Origin of the sequence: Achromobacter mucicolens (assembly GCF_902859725.1) — a bacterium.
Taxonomy (GTDB): Bacteria; Pseudomonadota; Gammaproteobacteria; order Burkholderiales; family Burkholderiaceae_B; genus Achromobacter; species Achromobacter mucicolens.
Genome location: NZ_CADIJP010000022.1, coordinates 51981 through 72397, shown reverse-complemented (window position 1 = coordinate 72397; position 20417 = coordinate 51981). Strand labels below are relative to the sequence as shown.

Below are 20417 nucleotides of genomic sequence, written 5' to 3'. Positions count from 1 at the left end.
TGCGTTGCTCGTGCTGATCATGCTTCCCCTTCGGCCAGTGCTTGAGGCACCCGACGGATTGAAAATTGTTGCGACTGGCGAGCGCAATGCACTTTCGAAGTCGGCGGAAGTTTGGCTTTCGTCGTCCGTTGCCGACAGCATGCATGCTAGTTCTGCCAAGCGCACCGATAGCGGATGGGAACGTCGCGGCGCCAGCCTTGTTTCTTATCAAAATCAGCCCGCGATCATCGAGGCGGATGTGGACGTTCGCCCCGGCGATTCACTCGTGTTTGCAAAGCACGCGTATTCAGGAATAGTCGAAATTCGTAGTGGAGATTTCGTTCGGCGCTATGACCTGTATTCCGCTACGCCAGGAGCACTCCACATCGATCTCAGTGATACGTTGCCTCTCAAGGCAAGTATTGGCAAGTCATTTATACGAGGTCTGCTGATCTACATTGTGGCGTTTGCCGCGTTCTTTATTGCTACGTGCTTTCTGGCGCGTACCGGGCGCGGAATTCAAGAAAACGCATCAGCGGTCACCGATGCCCGGCCTCCGTTGAGCCTATGGCTGGCCCTGCCCAGCTTGCTCATCTACAGTCTCGCTCTCGCGGTTTACTGGCCTGCGCAGATGTCCCCCGATTCCATCGACCAATGGCGTCAGATTGTGGAGGGGACGTACGCCGATGCCCATCCCCTTCTTTCAACCTTTCTTTATAAGCTTGCCTATCTGGTATACCCGGCTCCGCAATCGGCGGCGTTCCTGCAGATCCTCGGCTTTTCTCTGGCTACCTGGTTTTTCTTGCGTGAAACCATGGCGTGGGGCGTACCGAAATACGTAACCGCTATTGCATCGCTTGTTCTGCCGCTGTTCCCGGCAAATTTCATGATCGTGACGACACTCTGGAAGGACGTGCCGTTCACGATAGGCATCATCTTTCTAAGTGCACTTGCCGCACGTGAGGTCCGACTCAATCTGACGCTGACCTGGGGCTCCGTTCTCGCCATGGCATTAGCCGGATTTCTGACCTTCGGTGTTCGTCACAATGGCATCATCATTGTCTGCCTGTTTTTTTCTTTGCTCTTTGTCCTTGCCCGCGGTCGACAGGCGAAGTTCCGGGTAGGTGTGGCGCTGGCCTCGCAGGTTGTCGTTTTCATCGTGACTAAAACGATACTGCTGACCATGCTGGGAGCTTACCCGATAGGTGCCCATTACAAGTCCATCTTCGCGGTTCATGTATTGGGTGCGATGGAAAAAGCTGGCGTGAAGTTTGATCCGGCTGATGATGTGCTTATGCAGAAGGTGCTCCCGCGGGAGGAATGGCTCGAGGGATATAACTGTAGATCCGTCGTGCCCCTATTCTGGAACAAGCATATTTCGTTTTCATTTCTTGGCTCTGCGGCCAGTGACCTTAATACGCTGATGTTCAAGGAGATATTTCGTCATCCGATTGTGTTCGCTCAGCACCAGCTTTGTGTGACCGGCCTGATATGGCGAATGGATGGCGCAGGAGACGAGTTCGTTTCCATCTCTCCCGGCGAAATCACAGATATGCCGGAGAGCCGCGAGCTGGGATTGAAAACGCAGTCCCTCTTGCCGGAATTTAAACAATCGTTGGGTACGTGGATTAGCCAGATTCTCGCGAAGAGCGAGGTGTATACGCGCCCAGCGCTATATATCCTGCTAGGCCTGCTTGCTACCGTCATGCTTATATACCGAAGATCAGCGGTGGCGATGCTTATATTTGCGCCGGCGGCATTCAACTGCGTTGGCCTCAGTGTGCTCATGAGCGCCCAGGACTATCGATACCTGTGGCCTACCGTCGTAATGTCGCTGCTCGTCATTGTGCTTGCAGTTGGCATGGCTACCGCAGGTATTCGGCCGGTCGCTACAACTAAGCGAGATAAATGATGTCGCTGAGAATTTCTGTTGTCATTCCTAGCTACAAGGTCAGAAAGCACATTCTTGACGTCATTAGGAGTATCGGTCCCGAAGTTTGCAGAATATATGTGGTTGATGACTGCTGCCCTGAGGCATCCGGAGATTTCGTGCGTCAAAACTGCGACGACCCTAGGGTCATCGTCTTGCGCAACGAGGCCAACCAAGGTGTAGGCGGCGCCGTGATGGCAGGGTATCAGGCGGCCATCGATGATGGTATGGATGTAATGGTGAAGATGGATGGCGACGGGCAGATGGACGCCAGGCTCATCCCCGATTTTGTGGCGCCGATCATTGCGGGCGAGGCAGACTACACCAAGGGCAACCGCTTCTTCGATCTCGAGGAAATTAGGGCCATGCCGAAGGTCCGCTTGTTCGGAAATGCTGTGCTATCGTTCATGACCAAGTTGTCGTCTGGGTATTGGAATCTGTTCGATCCCACGAACGGATATACGGCAATCCATCGCGAAGTCGTCAAGCATTTGCCCATGGGAAAAATCAGCAAGCGATTTTTCTTTGAGACAGATATCTTGTTCCGACTGAATACGCTTCGAGCCGTGGTCGTCGACGTTCCCATGGATGCGAAGTATGGCGACGAAGTCAGCAACTTGAAAATTGGGAAGATCATTGGCGAGTTTTTTGTGAAACACGTAATAAATTTTTCGAAGCGTATTTTTTACAATTATTATTTGCGCGATATGTCCCTGGCCTCGATCGAGCTGCCTCTCGGATGTCTTCTTATTTTATTCGGCATTTTTTTTGGCATTTTCAATTGGGTTGAGGCGGCTAGTGCGGGTTCCACCACGCCTGCGGGAACCGTGATGCTGTCGGCTCTTCCGATTATCGTGGGATTGCAGTTGGTGTTGGCCTTTTTAGGGCACGACATCAGCGCCGTGCCGACCAGACCATTTCAACGGATTCGTGGAAATTCGGTGTTGAGTTTGAAAGATTCGGAGAAATGAATTGCATAATGAAGACAAGGCTTGGGTGGACTATCGTGAAAAGTTCGCCGATGTTTACGACGAATGCAATTACCAGAGCCCGCTGCAATCATGGGTGATGCGAGCAAGCCATAAACTTACTGAGCAGCCGTTCAACGGCAACGCTAAATTCGGACGGGTGCTGGAGATCGGTGCTGGTACGGGCGAGCATCTGTCGTTCGTCAATCACCAGTTTGACGAGTATGTGTTGACGGACATGGATCCCAAGACCCTGGACATCGCCGCAAAGAAAATCGGCGACCAGCGTGGGGGGCGCGTCTCTTATTCCGTGCAGTCGGGCGGGGACATAGAATTCGCAGACAATAGCTTCGACCGTGTAATCGCCACGCACGTACTTGAACACATCTATCACCCGCACTTAGCGCTGAAAGAGTGGCAGCGCGTATTGAAACCGGGCGGCACGTTGTCGATCCTGATCCCGACAGATCCGGGTTTCGCCTGGAGACTTGGGCGCCGCCTGGGCCCGCGCAAGACGGCTCTGGCAATGGGGATCGCGTACGATTACGTTATGGCCCGGGAACACGTGAACCCGTGCAATAACCTGATGGCGCTTCTGCGCCACTACTTCCCGAAGGCGCAAGAGTCGTGGTGGCCGACGAGGTTGCCGGCCATGGATCTAAACCTGTTTGTCGCGTTTCACGCGATTGTCGACAAACCTGGCATGTCTCGTTGATGATTTATCTTGCAGCGGTGCTGTGTGTCGTCGGCTTGGCGATCGGGCAGATACTTTTCAAGGTCAGCGCGTCGGCCCTGGCGCAGTCGGGCACCCTTTTTTCCTTCAAGCCGCTCGCCGCCTTATCTGCTGCTATGGTGCTCTATGGCATCACATCGATCGCTTGGGTCTGGGTGCTGCAAAAGGTTGAACTGGGGCGGGTCTATCCCATCATGGCGCTGGCCTTCGTGCTTGTGCCACTTGGTAGCCACCTCGTATTTGGCGAACGGTTCAGCATTCAATATTTTTTTGGTATTGCGCTCATCATGGTGGGCATCGTGGTCGCGGGGAAAGCGTAATCTCTCCCTGGGAGGTCCCCGTTACGCCGCGCATCTGAAAGTATGGATTGGCAAGGAAGCGAAAATCCGCAGGTGCGCGGGCGTGGCCGTATGTATGCTTCTGCCGCTGGTTTTGGAGACTCGCGGCGGCAACTGTCAAGCTGGCGCAGCCCGTTCGGCCAATGTCCGCCCGGGGCACCTGGCCCTGCGGTGACCGAACTTCCCTTCCTTTTGATCTAAAATCGGAGCAGCCTCACCGGGGTGCGTCGTGAGTGAGCCCGTACGCACGATTGCGGTTTGTTCTCACCCTGAGCATCGCCCGGGTGCATGTCGGAATTCTGCTAAGCCCGGACGCCGAGCATCTTAGCAATTCAAATCTTCCAACTTCATGACAATTCATTCGACGAAGTCCCGGTCGACGCCAGATCTCAACGACTCCATCGAGGATGCCGCGGGTGGATCTTCTGCTGCCGGCGACACCGAGGCCGAAAAGCTTCGACTGGAATTGGCCAGCACCGCAGCCTTGCTTGCCGACGCAACAGCCCGATACCGCGAAATTGAAGGATCCGTCGCCTATCGAGTCGGATTACGGCTCTCGAAAGGCCCGGTGGGCAAGATGTATCGCGCCATCGCGCAGCGTCGCGCCGCACGTTCGACGCCGCCTGCTCGCGCAGCGCAGTTCGGCGTGACGCCTGGGCCTATTGCAAGTTCATTGAAGGCGCAGGCCACGAGCATTTGTTCCGATGAGGCCATACTGGCATTGCCGCTGGACAAAGTCGTTGCCGTTGCCCACCCGGACTGGCTCGGTATCCGTAGTTCGGCTGCGCAGATGTTTGATCATCTTCTGCTGCTCACTGATGAATTGACCCCGGAAGACGGAGAATCGATTGCGCATCGCCTGCTGGCTAGACGGCCTCAGGCCGTGGTGCTGCAGGGTTTTCCGTTCACGTACCAGCACCTTGTGCAGGCGCTCCATCGGCAGGCGCCGAACGTTCCGGTTCATGTCGTTTGGCATGGCACGTTCATGCAGGCGCCTGAGGACTACGCGTGGCGCAGCTTCCGGCTTATGTGCGCGCTTCATCGGCAGGGCAAGATCCGCCGCATCGGTCTTGTCAAGAAAGGGCAAGAACAGATATTGCAGCATCGCGGCATCGATGCGCATTATCTGTTGAATATGTACCGGGTGATTCCTGACGCCGCGACCAACGTGCCGGTGGCGCCGATCAAGCTGGGCATATGGAGTATTTCCGAACTCAAGCACAAGCCGCCCTACGAGATGCTGGCGGCGGCTTCAATCATTGATGGGGCTCAGGTCGTGGGCTCGGTCGCATCCGAACGCATGCTGGAGTTCTGCAAGGAATTCGGCTTAGCGCAGAGCTTTCTCGGCAGGATGGTGCCGCAGGCGGAAATGCCTGCGCAACTGGCGACCACCCATCTGAACTTGTACGTGACGCTTAACGAATGCGCACCCATGCTGCCGCTCGAAAGTTTCGGGGTGGGGGTGCCATGCATCGTTGGTCCAAATACCCCATATTTCGAAAACAATCCGTACCTCCAGAGCCGGCTGATTGTGCCTGTTCCCGACGATGCCTATGCAATCGCGCAGAAGATCAAGCTGGCGTTGTCTGAGCGCGACCAGATAATTGCCGCGTATCGTGAATATGCGGTGGAACACAATGCCGAATCGGCGCTCACCCTGCAGCGGTTCCTGAACTGATGCACACGATCTGCTTCGTCAGCTATGAACTGTTCCCTGTCACCCGGGGCGGGTGCGGGGCGTTGCTGCACAACGTGGCAGTGCAGTTGCTCCACGCGGGCAAGCGAGTTGTATTCCTGCTGGACGTCGACACCGAGGTGTTCGCGCGGTTTGACAAGGAGGAGCGGCTCAAACTGCCCAATGCGCACAATTGCGTGGCGTACCGGGTTGAGGACGTTTGCGGCAAGGACGTGCTGCCTCGCGACAGCTTCGCCTCATGGTACGAGTGGCGCTCGTATGTGCTGAATGTCGCGGCCCTGAAGGTTCATGAACGGGAGCATCCGTCGCTGATCGAGTTTTTCGATTATCACGGTGTGGCGTATTACGCCCTGTGCGAGAAGATCGCCCTCGGCAGCTATGAAGGGACGCGCATCGCCGTTCGCTACCACGCGACCATCGAGGCGATGGACCGCGTGGACCTGACCAACTCGCTGCATCCTGAACTTTATGTGCTGTATTCCCTTGAACGTGCGGCGCTGGCGTTGGCGGATACGGTCATCGTTCCTTCGGAATCGGTTTCCAAGCGGTCGCTGACAGATCTCTATCCCAATGTGGCTGCACGGCAAGTCGTAGCGATTCCGCCGCTCCAAAAGACGCTCGAAAAGCGAACATCGGACGGAATCGAGAACGGCATCCTCTTTTATGGCAGGCTGTTCTCGATCAAGGGGGTCGACCTGCTGGTGGACGCCGCCATTCTGTGGATGCGCCAGCGTCCGGATCTGGCGCCTGATTTCTATTTTGTTGGCGGTGATTCGAAGCAGCCGCCCGATGGAAGCGGTCTTTACGCGGATTACCTGCTGAGGCGCATTCCCGCTGACTTGCGCTCGCGATTCCATATCCTTGGTCACTTGTCGCACGAGGAAACAGAGACGTTGCTCGAGAAAGTGCGTTTTGCCGTGTTCCCGAATCGCGCGGAATCGTTTTGCTACGCGGCGCACGAGCTCTACGCGGGTGGTGTACCAGTCATCGTGTCGGACATCCCGGGTTTCGAAGACTTTTTTCACCATGAGCGCAATAGCCTGGTGTTCGATGCGACGTCTTCCGATGCGCTCAGTCTGGCCATTGGCCGGCTTTGGGACGATGCCGAGCTGCGGACGCGCCTGACATTTCCGTATCCAGTCGTGCCGACCACCGTGGCGCCTATTTACGAGTCTGCGATGCCGATGGCGCCCAGCTTTGGCCGCGCGGAGGCCACGCCTGGGCTGGAGCTGTTGGTCGTCATCCAAGCCGAAACCCTTGCCGATTCACAGCCGTTGGGGGCGTGTCTGGCAAAAGGAGGGTATCAGGCCGTTGTACTGTTACCCGCCCAAGGGGCCGGCCCCGAAGTATCGGCGTTCGTCTTCGGCAGGAGCGTTCGATGCGTCGACATGGGCGGCGTTTCCGTGGACCTGCATGCGCTGCGCACGACGGACGCGATGGCCGTCTTCGACGCGCGCGATGTCGTCGATTCCGCCTTTCTGGACATTGCAGTGCGCGTGTTCCGTGCCCGGGCCGATATCCCATTTGTGTCGGGGTGGGCGATCCGCAAATCCGATGCGTCAGAGCGGATCGACACCTATTCGCTGCCACTGGCGATCGACACCGCGCCCATGAGCGGGCGCCATCCGAGCACGCGTGCGGTTTTCCGGACAGCGCCGGGCCGGCCTCTCCTGGACGCTTTCGATACCGGTCTCGCCCAGTACGCCGAGATCAAGCACCTTTGGAAGCTGACCCAGCGTGGCGAGGTGGGTCTGCTGGTTCCTCGGCCATTGCTGCGTGTGTCTGCGGATGACGCCCACTACCCGAGCCCGAAGCAGATTTCCTACCTGCTGAACGGAGACGACAGCGCCGACCGCCGCAAACGACTTTCTCAATTCTCGGTGGCCGTCTGGAACAGTATCGCGTTCTCCAATGCACCCGCTGCGACAAGGAGAATTCTGCAAGAGGTGGGAGATCTGCCTCCCGATCTGCTGCGAGTCATGCTACGCGCAGGCAGACTCGTCGTGTCCGTATATCAACGATTTAGGCTGGTGCGCCCGGTCATAGGTTTCGTCAAGCGGCTGTTGCGCCGCGGATCGGCCAAAGCCAACCAGTCATGAAAAAGCATGCGAATGTGAGAGGTAATTCTTGATTTCCGAAGTGATAAATGTGGTGCGCGATATGGCGACACGCCACCGCCAATTGATAGTGCAGATGGTCAAGCGCGAAGTCCTGGGCCGGTACAGAGGTTCTGTGCTCGGCCTGGCCTGGTCGTTTTTCAATCCCCTGTTGCTGCTCATCGTCTATACGTTCGTGTTTTCGGTCGTATTCAAGGCACGCTGGGGCGGTGCCGGCGCTTCGGCCACGCAGTCGCACGGGGACTTTGCGGTGATCCTGTTCGCGGGGCTCATCATGAACAACCTGTTCGCTGAATGCTTGAACAGAGCACCCTCGCTGGTACTTTCCAATATCTCCTACGTGAAGAAAGTCGTTTTTCCTTTGGAGACGTTGGCGGTGATTGCATTTGGCTCGGCGACGTTCCATTTGCTGGTGAGCTTTGTCGTGTTGCTGATTGCGCAATTGATCTTTCTGGGGAATATCCCGTGGACGATCATCTACCTTCCAATGGTGCTGGTGCCCCTGGCGTTGTTCTGCCTGGGACTTTCGTGGTTCCTGGCAGGCCTAGGCGTGTATATCCGTGATACCGCTCAGGCAGTCTCGCTCTTGACCATTGTGTTGACTTTCGTATCACCGATTTTTTACCCGCTGTCGGCCATTCCGAACCGCATGCAGTTCTACGTGAAACTCAACCCCATGACCTTCGTGGTGGAAGAGACCCGTAATGTGCTCATCTTTGGAAAGACGCTGAATTGGACATTGTGGGGCATTTACACCGCGATTGGCCTCGTTGTGTTCGTGCTGGGTATTGCCTGGTTTCAAAAGGTGCGCAAGGGGTTCGCCGATGTCGTCTGACAATATCTCGATTCACGTAGAAGACCTGGGCAAGTGCTATTCGATTTACGCGAAACCCCAAGACCGATTGAAGCAGGCGCTGTTTGCGCGGGGCGCGAGCATGTTTGGCAGGGAGGCCAAGAGCTATTCAGAAGATTTCTGGGCGCTGTCAGGTGTGTCGTTTGACGTCAAGAAAGGTGAAACGGTCGGTATTGTGGGCCGTAACGGATCGGGTAAATCTACCTTGCTCCAGATGATTTGCGGCACAGTCACCCCCACCACGGGTTCCGTCAAAACCTACGGTCGGGTCGCCGCGCTGTTGGAGCTGGGAGCCGGTTTCAACCCGGAATTCACTGGTCGCGAGAACGTATACCTCAATGCCTCTCTGTTGGGCTTGACCTACGAGCAGATTGATCAGCGCTTCGATCAGATTGCGGGTTTTGCCGACATTGGAGAGTTCATCGAAAGTCCGGTGAAGAAGTACTCCAGCGGCATGTTTGCGCGCCTCGCGTTTTCAGTGGCGGTGCATACCGATCCCGAAATACTGATCGTTGATGAGATTCTCGCGGTGGGCGACGCGGCATTCCAGCGGCGTTGTCTTAAGAAGTTTTACGACATCCGCGATGCGGGCTGCACCATTCTGTTCGTCTCGCACGATCAGTACCAGGTCAAGTCCATTTGCAGCCGGGCACTCTACCTGAATCAAGGTCGGCAAATCGAGTTTGGCGCCGCCGGTAGGGTAATCGATAGGTACACTATCGACATGCAAGCCGCCTTGGTGGAGTTTGAGCAGCGCGAGGCGGCGGCCGGTCATGGCCACACGGCATCCATGCCTAAAGAGCTGGACGAACTTGATACGTCCAATCCCGACCAAGTGGCGGAGAACGCTGGGGATGCGGCGTCAGGCAAGCCCGACGGAGAGGTATTGGCGTCCTCCGGTCCGCAGCCCGAAAAGCTCTACGTGATCGATGACGTGTGGCTGACCGATGGGCAAGGCGAGGAGCGGATTACGGAAGTGGCTACAGGCCAGCATATCCGTCTGAACGTGTCATTCCACGCCCTGACCCAACACATTCCGGAAAAAATCAGCTTTGTATTCAACCTTTACCGTCATGACGGGCTTTATCTTTGCGGCACGACGACGTTGATGGAGGGTATGCCTGCGCATCCCGGATGCGCGAGCGGTACGTACTCTGTGACGTTTCCCGCTTTTCCGTTATTGGGCGGAAGCTACAAGTGGCGTGTCGCGATCAACGACGAAGGCGGCTTCGTCGTGCATGCCGACGCAACCAATGCGTGCGCATTTCAGGTCGTCGACAATTTTGAGGCTGTGGGCATTCTGTCCTTGCCTCGGGAATGGAAATTTAACCTTATCGCAAAGCGATGAATGGACCAAGCTGGTCCCCGGTGAGATGAACTATGGAACGATTGAACTTTGACGAGAACACCCAGTATGACGGGCTGGAGGCGGCCATTCATATTGCGAGGTACTCGTTTGCCCAGCCCTATTGTGCAGACAAGCGCGTGCTGGACGTCGCGTGTGGTGAGGGCTACGGCTCCCGTCTGCTTGCGGATTGGGGCGCATCCGAAGTGGTAGGTGTGGATATTTCGGCGGACGCCGTGCATTCGGCCCAGCGCCATTTCGGCGGCGGCAAAGTCAGCTTCATCCAAAGCGAAGGCGAGACGCTGCTTGAAAAATTCGAGCCGGAGAGTTTTGACCTCATCGTGTCCTTCGAGACGATCGAGCATGTGGTCGACCCCGTCAAATTCCTGACGAATGTGAAACGGCTGCTCAAGCCGGGCGGCGTGATTGCAATCAGCTGTCCAAACGACTGGTGGTACTTTCCGACCGAAGAAGAGAGAAATCCCTACCATCTGCGCAAATATACGTTCGATGAGTTCAAGGGGCTGACGGAAGGCGTTCTTGGGCAGGGCAAAGGGTGGTTCCTTGGCGGTCCGATGACAGGTTTTCTGAACCTGCGCCTTCAGCAATATCCCGCTGATGATGGCAAGAGCGGTCAGCGACAAATGCTGAATCTTGTTCCACTTTTGGCTGCTCAACTCGTGCCGAGCGATCACAACGTGGGACCTCAGCCGGGCAATGCCAGCTACTTTGTTGGGATATGGACGCAGGGCGAGCTTGGCGGGCAAGGTATCAGCGCAGGTGGCGCCATTCTTCCACTTTCGATGGATTCTTTCCGTACGGGAATTTTCCGAGGCCATCTACCTTCGGTGAAAGAGGCTTTGGAAGCCTTGCGGGCCGAGCATCAGGCTGAAACGGAGGCCGGACGCATCGAATGGGAACGCAAGGCGCATGCTTTTGAACTGCGGCTGGAAGCGTTGAGTCTCGAATTGCAGCTAACCCGCGAACAGCTTGCCGATCGCGTGCATCGGCTAGCAGTGTCCGAGCAGGCGCAGGCGTCGATGGCGTGGTCAGCGGCACGCTATGAGCGAATCAGCGGGATGGTTCCTGAAGGACTGCGTCGATTCCTGATGTCGTTGTATCGTCGATTTAGGAAGAGTGGCCGTGGTGATCGATAAACTGTTGGTTCCTGGTTTGCATGCCTACACCTATGTGTCTGATGAGAGGCATCGTATTCTTCATCGGACGCCGGGCGGCCAGGCGAATATCGGGGTCAATGGCGTCAATCTGACTATCACGTGCCTGTCCCTGAACAGAGCAGGGCTAACGGAAAAGCTGCTTCGCTCCGTGGCGGAACATGTGCCCGATTTCGCGGGTGAGTTTCTCATCATCGACAATGGCTCTCAGCCTGACACGCTGCGAGAGCTTCGCCGCATCTGCGAGCAGATGCCATTCCGTACGCGCATCGTCGCGTTGGACAAGAATTACGGTGTGGCCGGAGGCCGTAACCGCACGATGCCGGAGGTCCGTACGGAGTGGGTGCTTTGCCTGGATAACGACATTTTTCTGACGAAGAATGTCCTGCCGGCGATTCAGCGCGATATCGCGACGCTAGGCTGCCATTTTCTGAATGTGCCCCTGCTGAACCCAGACGGGAAAACGGTTTTCGCCGCCGGGGGGCATCTGTACGTCTGCACCGAACCCACCGGCTTGCATCTAGGAGCGGGCAGCGCGTGCCGACAGGGAGAACTGGATCCGGCCGCCATGGAACCATTCCTGTCCACATTCCTGTTGGGCGGCGCGTGTGTGCTCAAGAAGACAACATTCGAACGGCTAGGAGGCTACGACGACAATATGTTCGTCGGATTTGAAGACATCGATTTTTCAGTTCGCCTTTTCCAGGAAGGCTATAAGGTGGGCACGACGTCGGTGATGGGTTTGATCCACGATCATCCCCCTCCTGCATCCCAGAGCGACAGGGACTACGAGCGGGAGCGGTTCTCACGAAACGTGATCTATCAATCCGCGCGATACCTTGAGAGCAAGCACGGCTTTGATATCTGGGGCGACGGCCTGGAGCATTGGCTCGCATTGCGTCATGAGGCGCTGGGCCTGGCTGCCGTGCCTGATCAAGCTGTGCTTGTCACCGAGCCGCCCTCCACGGAGCGTCCAAAGATCGCATTGGTGGTTGACGTGGACGGATGGGCCTTTTCCAACATTGCGCGGCAGATTCAGCGCCACCTTGGTGACCGGTTTGATTTCAAGCTAATTTCGTCTCAAGCTCTGCCCGAGCTTGGGCATATCTTCCTGGCGGCAGCCGATTGTCATTTGGTGCATTTCTTTTGGCGTGAATACCTTCGCCTGATCGATCATGAATGGGCTAGGGGGTGCATAGAACGGACCGGCCTGAGCTTCTCTGAATTCGAACGGCGTTTCGTGACCAACAAGCCGGTCACGACCTCTGTTTACGACCATCTGCATTTGGATAATGGCCAGATCGTTGACCGGCTCGGATTCTTTCGCGACAGGGCGACGTCTTATACGGTCGCCTCGGAACGTCTGGCCGATATCTATCGCGCGATACCGGGTATGCCATCACCTGCGTGTGTCGCGCAAGACGGTGTGGATCTCGGCTTGTTCAAGCCGCACAATCTTGAGCGCTTTACTTCGATGGGTACACGTCCGATCGTCATCGGCTGGGCGGGTAACAGCAAATGGGCGGCTGAATTAACCGACGTCAAAGGATTCAATACGATCTTGATGCCCGCCATTGAACTGCTACGCGAACAAGGCGTACCAGTCGAGACGCGTTTCGCGGATCGGCAGACGGGATTTATCGCGCACGCCGATATGCCTGCTTATTACAACAGCATCGATCTGTATGTTTGCCCATCGTTGATCGAAGGGACACCAAATCCTGTGCTGGAAGCGATGGCTTGTGGCGTACCCGTGATATCTACTGATGTGGGCATCGTTCCTGAAGTGTTCGGCGAGCGCCAGCAAGCGATGATCGTTGGGGAACGGACCCCGGAGGCCATAGCTTCGGCGATTCGAAAGATGCATGAAGACCGTACCCTATTCGCGGTCCTGTCTGAAGAGAACCTTGAGTCGATCAAGCCTTGGGATTGGCGAATCCGTGTGGAGGCATTCGCCAGATTCTTCCAGTCAACCATAGATCGGTTCCACGCGAATCCGGATACGTTGCAGGCGCCGCGGTAATGAATGTTCATAGCTTGGAAAGCCTGCAGGGGGAAGCATGGACCTGAAGGTTTTGTCGATGTTCGCCAGTTTCGGCGCGGGCAGGTCTTCGCTTGAAGGAAACCTGAGTTGGGTGCCTGCGGCACATAAGCCGCCAGCCGAAATCCTGGAATTCGCGGACGCACATGGCGTCTCTTTTATCAATATTTGCGGCGCCTTCGAAAGTTCGCCGGAAGATGCGCGACTTCGTGTGTTTAACCACACAGAGTCGGGCGCGCCAGGCCAGGCCTCCCCATCGTGGTGCGCGGATACGTGGCAAGGTCAGGCCGATGCTTTTGTACGTGCCCATACCGAATCGGCGACTTGGGCGGTTTCTGCTGGATTCCTGGCGGATTTGGTTGATCCGCGCCCCTTCCTTCTAGCATTGAAGCGCTTTTGCCTGGAATCGGGGCGGGCCGTTTTATTCCTTCATGGGTTGGACGCGGGCCGTCAGCGCGATTGGACAGCCTCGCAGTTCGCCAGTTTTCTGGATGCCAGCGGTTTTCACGCCACTGAGGAAAAGAAGCAGGTTGGGTGGACCCTTCGGACGTCTTCCCTGACGAAAACGGGATATGCCAAATTCTTGGCTAACCTGGGTTTTTCTTCCGGCCTCGTTGCATCGGACCTGCTGCTTGTTACGACGGAAGATGCCTCCATTCGTCCGACTGGAGGCATCGGGACGTATACCGCGAACATCAAAGCGGTGGACCCCAAAGTGTCTGTCCTCTTTTGCGATATCGATGTGGCGCCATCTGTCGCGAAGGACGGCCGCACCTTTGTCCCGCGAATGTTTGGAGAACAAGGCACGAAGGAGGGATTTTTTGACGGGCTGGGCCTGTTGGAGTCCCTTTACTGCATCCTGTTCCTCTTACCGGACCTGACCGTTGTCGAGTCTCAGGACTACAAGTCGATCGGATTTCGGATCGTTCAGGCGAAGAGAACGGCTTGTTTGCCCAGCTGGTTGACCGTGCGTATCTTCATGCATGGGTCTATCGACTACGTGAAGTACGGTGCGCAAGACGCCGGGGCAATGAACTACACCCCGTATGAGGCAGCCCAGGCCATTCGCGATAGCTATCTGTTTAAGCACGCCGACGCCTGCTATGCACCGTCAAAGTATCTGAGCAAGCAGTTGCTTCAGGAGGAGTTCGGCTACGAACTGGCCAATCTCAGCATTACTCCCTTGCCGTTTGACTTGAACCTGGTGCGCGATGCGGGCGCGATTTCGTATCGCAAGGTAAAGCGGATAGTTTTCGTCGGAAAGTACAACCAGCTCAAGGGTTGGCCGGATTTCGTGCAGGCCGTTGAGGCTCTGGGCGAGGCAGGTCAGTTACGCGAGATTGAGGAAATTGCGTCGCTCGGGCCGTTGAGCCCTTCGCAGGAAGACCGTTCCCGCATTTCAAAGCACGTGGCCTACAAAGACTTGCATCTGACGCATGGTCAGCTGATTGAGTTTGTTCAGGAGCGAGTCACAGACAGCCTGTTTGTTGTGCCGTCGCGAGGCGAGAATTATCCCTTCGTGATTCTGGAGCAGTTGCTGATGGGGACGCTGCTGGTGGCTTATAACACCGGTGGCGCCATTGAGGTGGTCGACGATGCTGAGCACGTGGCGAGGTTTTTCTCCGCGCCGAATCCGCTCGCTTTGCGCGAGAGAATGGCCGAGCTGCTCGCCGCCAATCCCGCAAGCTACGAAGCGGCGCTTAACGAGTCTCGCAGACGAGTTCGCCAGCGGCAGGTCGACATCAACCAATGGTGGTCACGTTCCGATCGGCCGTCACCCGTCGCGATCTGGCCGCAATGGGACGACTCCCGTGCGTGCGACTTGAGTGTTGTGGTCCCGGTCTACAACACCAATTTCGAGTTGCTCGAAGAATTGCTCCATTCCCTGCGCAATTCGCGCTTGCTTCCCAGGGAAGTAATTATTGTCGACGATGGCTCCCAAGAGACATACGCATCCGAATTGCTGCGACGGGTTGCGGCGTCGCTTGACGGACGCATTCCGTTCCGGATTCATCGGCAGGATAACCGCGGGCTGGCGGGCGCCCGCAATTCAGGATTGGCGCTTTCCAAGAGCGAGTTCACTTTTTTCGTGGATAGTGATGACGTGCTGCTTCGCCATACGCTTGAAACGGCGGTTGCAGCATTAAGGGCGGATTCGTCCTTGCTGGTGGCCACTGGGTTTGCCATTCATTTCGAGGATGCCAGCCAGTTGAAGGACGGCGCGCAGGCGTTGCGAGAAGGGTGGTTCTGGAAGGCGCTCGGAGTGCCGGAAGCCAGAGCCTTGGCGGTGCTGGAGAATCAATACATCACCGCGAATGTGGTCGTCCGAACCCAGGCACTGCGAGAATTCGGCGGTTGGGATGATTCCGACCGATCGGTGTGGGAAGACTGGGCGTTCTTTTCCCGCCTGGCCTGGAGCGACAAGCGTTTTTCACTCATTCCGACAGTAGGCTATTTGTACCGCAACACGCCGGGAAGCATGTCCAAAACGTACAATCGGTACTTCGGACGTCGCCGCTTGGTGCGAAATACCGTGGGTATGAGCCGCCTGGATGCGAACGTGCTGTATAGCCTGGTAAATAACGCTGGAACAGGCGGCGCACAGTTGGCGGGGCCGAGTCTTTCAGAGAAAGAGGCTGAACTCGTTAATTTTGTCCGCAGGATGGTTCAGAAGCCTCGCGTGCGCCGCTTGATGGTTGCCGCGTATCGCCTCTATAGCAAGGTGCGGAGAGTCTTCTGATGGCTGAGGTCCAGACCCCGACAGCCGTTCGAGCCTCGGAGTGGCCGTTTTCCGTCCTGATGTCGGTTTACGCCAAGGAACAGCCCCAATATCTAGCGGCGGCCCTGGAAAGCCTGTGCGAGTGCGACACGCAAATTCACGAAATTGTGCTGGTGGAAGACGGGCCATTGACTCAGCCGCTGCGGGACGTCATCGACGCGTATCGGGACCGACTGCCGCTATACTCGGTGCGGCTTCCGGTCAATCAGGGTCTGGGTCCGGCGTTGACCGCGGGCATGAAGGCATGTTCCACGGCGTGGATCGCCCGTTTTGATACGGACGATCTAGTGCAACCCCACCGGTTCGAATATCAAATCAGTTGTCTGCGCGCCCATCCCGACGTTGATATCTGCGGTGGTTGGATACGCGAGTTCGATGAGAACCCACACTCGGAGTCGGGCCGCGTTCGCCGGGTGCCCTTGTCGCACGAGGACATTGCTGCTTACGCCCAAAGCCGAAATCCATTCAATCACATGACTGTGATGTTTCGACGTGATGTGGCGCTTGCCGCGGGTGGTTATGGTAACGAGCCCATGTATGAAGATTACGCGCTCTGGGTGCGTATGCTGCAACACGGCGCGCGTGCAATGAACCTGCCTGATGTGCTGGTTCTTGCAAGAACAGGTAGCGCCATGTTTGCCAGACGTGGGGGATGGAAATACCTCGCCAGCGAATGGTCGATGCAAACCACCTTCTTGCGGGCCGGGTTTATCGGGCCCCTCAGATTTTTGACAAACCTGGCTATCCGTCTTCCGGTGCGTCTCGTTCCGAATGGACTGCGTGGGTTTATCTATGCGCGCCTTCTGCGCCGGTAAGGTAAAGAATTGACTATGAATCAAAAGCTCTTGATCACAGGCGGAGCCGGCTATATCGGTTCGCACACGTTGCTGGCGCTAATCCGTGAAGGATTTGCCCCCATTGTGCTCGACAATTTTTCCAATAGCTCGCCTGAAGTGTTGCGACGAATTGAGCGCCTTGCAGGCATTGCAGTGGAGTTCGTGCAGGGCGACGTTCGTGATGTCGCCATGCTGGACGACCTCTTTGCCCGCCAGCGCGGCCAAGGGACGCCAGTGTCAGTCGTGGTTCACTTTGCGGCGCTTAAAGCAGTTGGGGAGTCGGTAGGGCAACCTGTGAGCTACTACTCCAACAATGTCGCAGGAACCTTAAGCCTGCTTGAAGCGATGGATAGGGCACAGGTCCGTAACCTGGTATTTAGCTCGTCGGCGACGGTCTATGGCGAACCCTTGGCCCTGCCTTACACGGAGAATCACCGGATTGCGCCGACCAATCCATACGGATGGACCAAGGCCATGGTGGAGCAGATCCTGAGTGATTGGACCCAAAGTGGCGAAAAGCGTTGCGGCATCGCGTTGCGCTATTTCAACCCGATAGGTGCCCATGCCAGCGGAATGATCGGTGAGGCACCTTCCGGCATTCCCAACAACCTGTTCCCCTACATCACGCAAGTTGCAGTTGGCGAGCGGGAGCGGTTGGCCGTTTTCGGGAACGACTACGAAACCATCGACGGAACTGGCGTGCGCGATTATCTGCATGTGGAAGATCTTGCCGAGGGGCACGTCCGCGCGGTTGAGTATGCATTGAAGAACAACGGGGGGTTTACCGCCGTTAATTTGGGTACCGGTCGCGGGACCAGCGTTTTGCAGTTAGTTGCGGCATTTGAGGCCGTGAGTGGTCGCAAAATTCCCTATGACATCATGCCCAGGCGTCCGGGCGATATCGCCTCCGCGTGGGCGAACCCAGACCTTGCATTCCAATTGCTTGGCTGGAGGGCAAGACGCACGATTGAGGAAATGTGCGCGGATGGTTGGCGCTGGCAGTCAAATAACCCTCAAGGTTACGGACCGCAAGCTTTGCTGTAAATTCGGATATTTACCGGTAGCCCCCTTACTTGATGCCCACCCGCATTCTCATCGTTCGCACGTCCTCCCTGGGCGACCTCGTCCACATGTTGCCGGCTATCTCCGACATAGCCCGGCACGTCCCTGACGCACAGATCGATTGGATCGTCGAAGAGGCATTTGCAGAGATCCCATCCTGGCATCCGGCCGTCAATGGGATCATCAAAGTTGCGCATCGCCGTTGGCGAAAGTCCTGGTGGTCGCCGCAGGTGCGTGCCGAGCGCAAGGCGCTGAAGGAGCGTCTGCGTTCCACGCAGTACGACATCGTCCTGGACATGCAAGCATTGCTGAAGTCAGCCTGGCTGGTGCGCCAGGCTCGCGGCGTGCGGCACGGGCTGGACTGGCGGTCGGCGCGCGAACCGCTGGCCTCGCTGTTCTACAACGTGCGTCATCGCGTCGAGTTCTGGCAGCCCGCCGTGATCCGCCAGCGCAAGCTGGCCGGCCTGACGTTCGGCTACCAGCATGCCGGCCTGCCGGATTTCGGATTGCAATCCTTTGCGCGCCAGGCCACGCAGGCCCCCGAGCCGGTCGTGGAAGTGGGCAGCGGCGGCCTGAACGCCGCCGAGCTACCCCGGCTGCATCACCTGGACACGGACCGCGGCTATGCGGTGATCATGCCGTCGGCCAGCCGCGACGACAAGCTGTGGCCCGAAGAGGACTGGCGCGTGGTGTTCCGCCGCCTGCGCGAGGCCGGCTGCACGCTCAAGCTGCTGGCGGGCAACGAACAGGAAGCCGAACGCGCCCAGCTGCTGGTGGCCGGCATGGAAGGGGCGGAGGTGATGCCCCGCATGGACCTGACCGCGGTGGCCAAGCTGCTTGCCGGCGCGCGCCTGATGGTGGGGCTGGACAGCGGCCTCACGCATCTGTCGGCCGCGCTGGGCCGTCCCACGATCGGCATCTACCGCGCGTCCACCCCCGTGCGTACCCCGCTGGTCGGATCCAACTACACCGCCAGCCTGGGCGACCGCGGCGCCTCGCCGTCTCGTGAGGCTGTCATGGCCTCGGTCGAGCAGGCGCTCGCCGCGCAGTGACATGAACCGCGGCGTCTACACGCTGGCGCTGCGGACCCTCGCGCCGCTGATCTGGCTGTGGATGGCCCGCCGCGCCAAACGCGCAGGCGGCCGCTGGGAAATCTTTTCTCCCGAGCGTTTCGGCCGCCCCGAGCCCGCCTCGCAGTCGCCGGACAACCCCGTCTGGGTGCATGCCGTCAGCCTGGGCGAGACTCGGGCCGCGCTGCCGCTCTTGAACGCGTTGCTGGCGCAAGGCCTGCCCGTGTTGCTGACGCACACGACAGCGACGGGCCGCGCCGAGGGCGAGCGTCTCTTCAAGGACGCTATTGCCCAGGGACAACTACGCCAAGCCTGGCTTCCCTACGATTTTCCCGGCGCGACCCGCCGCTTCATGGCGGCGCACCGTCCGCGCTGCGGCCTGCTGATGGAGCGCGAGATCTGGCCGAATCTGCTGGCAGCGGCCCGGCAGGCCAAGGTGCCCATGGCGCTCGTCAGCGCGCGCTATTCCGCGTCGTCGCTGCGCCAGGCGCGCCGGATGGGCAGCGTGATGCGCGAGGCGCTGGCGGGTCTGGACAAAGTGCTGGCGCAGACGGCGGAAGATGCCGGCCGGCTGGCGCAGGCGGGGGCCCCGGCAGCCCAGATCACCGGCAATCTCAAGTTTGACCTTGTGCTGCCGGCCGCGCAGGTCGAGGCAGGACACGCCTGGCGCGCGCAACTGGGACGTTCCGTGGTGGCCGTGGCCAGCACGCGCGAGGGCGAAGACGCCCCGTTCATCGCGGCAATCAAGCACCACGCGGCCGCACCGGGCGCGCCGCTCTTTCTGTTGATTCCGCGGCATCCGCAGCGTTTTGACGAAGCGGCGGGGCTGCTGTCGAACGCGAAAGTGCCGTTCGAACGGCGCTCGGCGGGCGGGACCGCGTCGCCGGATGCGGCCGTGCTGCTGGGCGACACGCTGGGCGAGATGGCTTTCTATTACGCGGCTTCGGATGTGGCGATCGTGGCGGGCAGCTTTGCGCCGCTGGGCGGCCAGAACCTGATCGAAGCCTGCGCGGCGGGCGTGCCCGTGATCGTCGGGCCGCATACGTTCAATTTCAAGCAGGCGGCCGAGGATGCCATCGAGGCCGGCGCGGCGCGGCGCGCGGCGGATCCGGCGCAAGCGGTGGACGCTGCGATGGCGCTGTTAAGCGATACGGCCGGCAGGCGGCAGGCGAGCAAGGCGGCCAGGGCCTGGTTCGATCAGCACGCCGGCGCGACCGGGCGCACGATGGCCGCGCTGGCGCCCTGGCTGGGCGAGACGGCCGCGCGCCGTTAAGGCGCTCTTTAAGGCGCTCTTTAAGGCGCTCGTTAAGGAGCTCGTTAGGGCGCTAATTAAGGCGTTTTGGGCGGCGTCAGCGTCACGGCGCCGGGGTTCAATTCCTGGCTGAACCGCCGCGCATCCCGGCCTTCGTCCTCGGGCCGGGCGCCCAGCCAGCCCTGTCCCATCGCAAAGACGCCCAGGTTCGCAAGCAGGATCAGGATGAAGAGCACGCGCATG

Annotated in this window: 16 protein-coding genes; 15 read left to right on the top strand and 1 reads right to left on the bottom strand. The window is 58.1% G+C overall.

The genetic code is table 11. The annotated features are described in order from the left end of the window. Window positions 1-10 precede the first annotated feature (10 nt). The 15 genes from HV786_RS23535 (at window position 11) to HV786_RS23465 (ending at window position 20195) form a co-directional block, all read left to right on the top strand. Window positions 11-1891 (top strand): hypothetical protein, encoded by a 1881-nt coding sequence (locus HV786_RS23535; protein ID WP_143221213.1) that lies wholly within the window; start codon window positions 11-13, stop codon window positions 1889-1891. Next, window positions 1888-2880 (top strand): glycosyltransferase family 2 protein, encoded by a 993-nt coding sequence (locus tag HV786_RS23530; protein WP_128828677.1) that lies wholly within the window; start codon window positions 1888-1890, stop codon window positions 2878-2880. The genes HV786_RS23535 and HV786_RS23530 overlap by 4 nt, the downstream gene beginning before the upstream one ends. Before the next feature lies 1 nt (window position 2881). Beyond that, the gene (locus HV786_RS23525) at window positions 2882-3592 is read left to right on the top strand and encodes a class I SAM-dependent methyltransferase (RefSeq protein WP_252870195.1); all 711 of its coding nucleotides are present in this window, start codon (window positions 2882-2884) and stop codon (window positions 3590-3592) included. Further along, complete coding sequence (locus HV786_RS23520) at window positions 3592-3930, top strand: DMT family transporter (RefSeq protein ID WP_128828678.1); 339 nt, start codon at window positions 3592-3594, stop codon at window positions 3928-3930. Before HV786_RS23525 ends, HV786_RS23520 begins: the two co-directional genes overlap by 1 nt. A 367-nt stretch (window positions 3931-4297) precedes the next feature. Beyond that, the gene (locus HV786_RS23515; protein WP_128828679.1) at window positions 4298-5626 is read left to right on the top strand and encodes a glycosyltransferase family protein; all 1329 of its coding nucleotides are present in this window, start codon (window positions 4298-4300) and stop codon (window positions 5624-5626) included. Continuing rightward, on the top strand, window positions 5626-7743 hold the full coding sequence (locus tag HV786_RS23510; protein ID WP_128828680.1) for a glycosyltransferase family 4 protein: 2118 nt from the start codon (window positions 5626-5628) through the stop codon (window positions 7741-7743). The genes HV786_RS23515 and HV786_RS23510 overlap by 1 nt, the downstream gene beginning before the upstream one ends. 28 nt (window positions 7744-7771) lie before the next feature. Next, on the top strand, window positions 7772-8596 hold the full coding sequence (locus HV786_RS23505; RefSeq protein ID WP_338076561.1) for an ABC transporter permease: 825 nt from the start codon (window positions 7772-7774) through the stop codon (window positions 8594-8596). Then, window positions 8586-9962 carry an ABC transporter ATP-binding protein gene (locus tag HV786_RS23500; protein ID WP_128828681.1) on the top strand — a complete coding sequence of 459 codons (1377 nt, stop codon included), beginning with the start codon at window positions 8586-8588 and terminating at the stop codon, window positions 9960-9962. The genes HV786_RS23505 and HV786_RS23500 overlap by 11 nt, the downstream gene beginning before the upstream one ends. A 32-nt stretch (window positions 9963-9994) precedes the next feature. Next, window positions 9995-11116: a class I SAM-dependent methyltransferase gene (locus HV786_RS23495; RefSeq protein WP_128828682.1), complete on the top strand. Its 1122-nt coding sequence runs from the start codon at window positions 9995-9997 to the stop codon at window positions 11114-11116. Beyond that, on the top strand, window positions 11106-13157 hold the full coding sequence (locus HV786_RS23490; RefSeq protein WP_158216701.1) for a glycosyltransferase: 2052 nt from the start codon (window positions 11106-11108) through the stop codon (window positions 13155-13157). Before HV786_RS23495 ends, HV786_RS23490 begins: the two co-directional genes overlap by 11 nt. A gap of 37 nt (window positions 13158-13194) precedes the next feature. After that, a complete protein-coding gene (locus HV786_RS23485; RefSeq protein ID WP_128828684.1) occupies window positions 13195-15915 on the top strand; it encodes a glycosyltransferase in 2721 nt (906 codons plus the stop codon). Then, complete coding sequence (locus tag HV786_RS23480; RefSeq protein ID WP_128828685.1) at window positions 15915-16769, top strand: glycosyltransferase; 855 nt, start codon at window positions 15915-15917, stop codon at window positions 16767-16769. The genes HV786_RS23485 and HV786_RS23480 overlap by 1 nt, the downstream gene beginning before the upstream one ends. Window positions 16770-16784: 15 nt before the next feature. Continuing rightward, on the top strand, window positions 16785-17834 hold the full coding sequence (galE, locus tag HV786_RS23475; RefSeq protein ID WP_128828686.1) for a UDP-glucose 4-epimerase GalE: 1050 nt from the start codon (window positions 16785-16787) through the stop codon (window positions 17832-17834). Between the two features lie 32 nt (window positions 17835-17866). After that, a complete protein-coding gene (waaC, locus tag HV786_RS23470) occupies window positions 17867-18904 on the top strand; it encodes a lipopolysaccharide heptosyltransferase I (protein ID WP_128828687.1) in 1038 nt (345 codons plus the stop codon). A gap of 1 nt (window position 18905) precedes the next feature. Then, window positions 18906-20195: a 3-deoxy-D-manno-octulosonic acid transferase gene (locus HV786_RS23465; RefSeq protein ID WP_175211939.1), complete on the top strand. Its 1290-nt coding sequence runs from the start codon at window positions 18906-18908 to the stop codon at window positions 20193-20195. A gap of 56 nt (window positions 20196-20251) precedes the next feature. Here HV786_RS23465 and HV786_RS23460 read toward each other — a convergent pair whose 3' ends face one another. Further along, on the bottom strand, window positions 20252-20416 hold the full coding sequence (locus HV786_RS23460; RefSeq protein WP_175211938.1) for a hypothetical protein: 165 nt from the start codon (window positions 20414-20416) through the stop codon (window positions 20252-20254). Window position 20417: the final 1 nt, after the last annotated feature.

Excerpts from the sequence above, each read along its gene's own strand:
- HV786_RS23530 (WP_128828677.1), top strand. The coding sequence starts at position 1,888 with ATGATGTCGCTGAGAATTTCTGTTGTCATTCCTAGCTACAAGGTCAGA.
- HV786_RS23520 (WP_128828678.1), top strand. The coding sequence starts at position 3,592 with ATGATTTATCTTGCAGCGGTGCTGTGTGTCGTCGGCTTGGCGATCGGG.
- HV786_RS23515 (WP_128828679.1), top strand. The coding sequence starts at position 4,298 with ATGACAATTCATTCGACGAAGTCCCGGTCGACGCCAGATCTCAACGAC.
- HV786_RS23510 (WP_128828680.1), top strand. The coding sequence starts at position 5,626 with ATGCACACGATCTGCTTCGTCAGCTATGAACTGTTCCCTGTCACCCGG.
- HV786_RS23500 (WP_128828681.1), top strand. The coding sequence starts at position 8,586 with ATGTCGTCTGACAATATCTCGATTCACGTAGAAGACCTGGGCAAGTGC.
- HV786_RS23495 (WP_128828682.1), top strand. The coding sequence starts at position 9,995 with ATGGAACGATTGAACTTTGACGAGAACACCCAGTATGACGGGCTGGAG.
- HV786_RS23485 (WP_128828684.1), top strand. The coding sequence starts at position 13,195 with ATGGACCTGAAGGTTTTGTCGATGTTCGCCAGTTTCGGCGCGGGCAGG.
- HV786_RS23480 (WP_128828685.1), top strand. The coding sequence starts at position 15,915 with ATGGCTGAGGTCCAGACCCCGACAGCCGTTCGAGCCTCGGAGTGGCCG.
- galE (WP_128828686.1), top strand. The coding sequence starts at position 16,785 with ATGAATCAAAAGCTCTTGATCACAGGCGGAGCCGGCTATATCGGTTCG.
- waaC (WP_128828687.1), top strand. The coding sequence starts at position 17,867 with ATGCCCACCCGCATTCTCATCGTTCGCACGTCCTCCCTGGGCGACCTC.
- HV786_RS23465 (WP_175211939.1), top strand. The coding sequence starts at position 18,906 with ATGAACCGCGGCGTCTACACGCTGGCGCTGCGGACCCTCGCGCCGCTG.
- HV786_RS23460 (WP_175211938.1), bottom strand. The coding sequence starts at position 20,416 with ATGCGCGTGCTCTTCATCCTGATCCTGCTTGCGAACCTGGGCGTCTTT.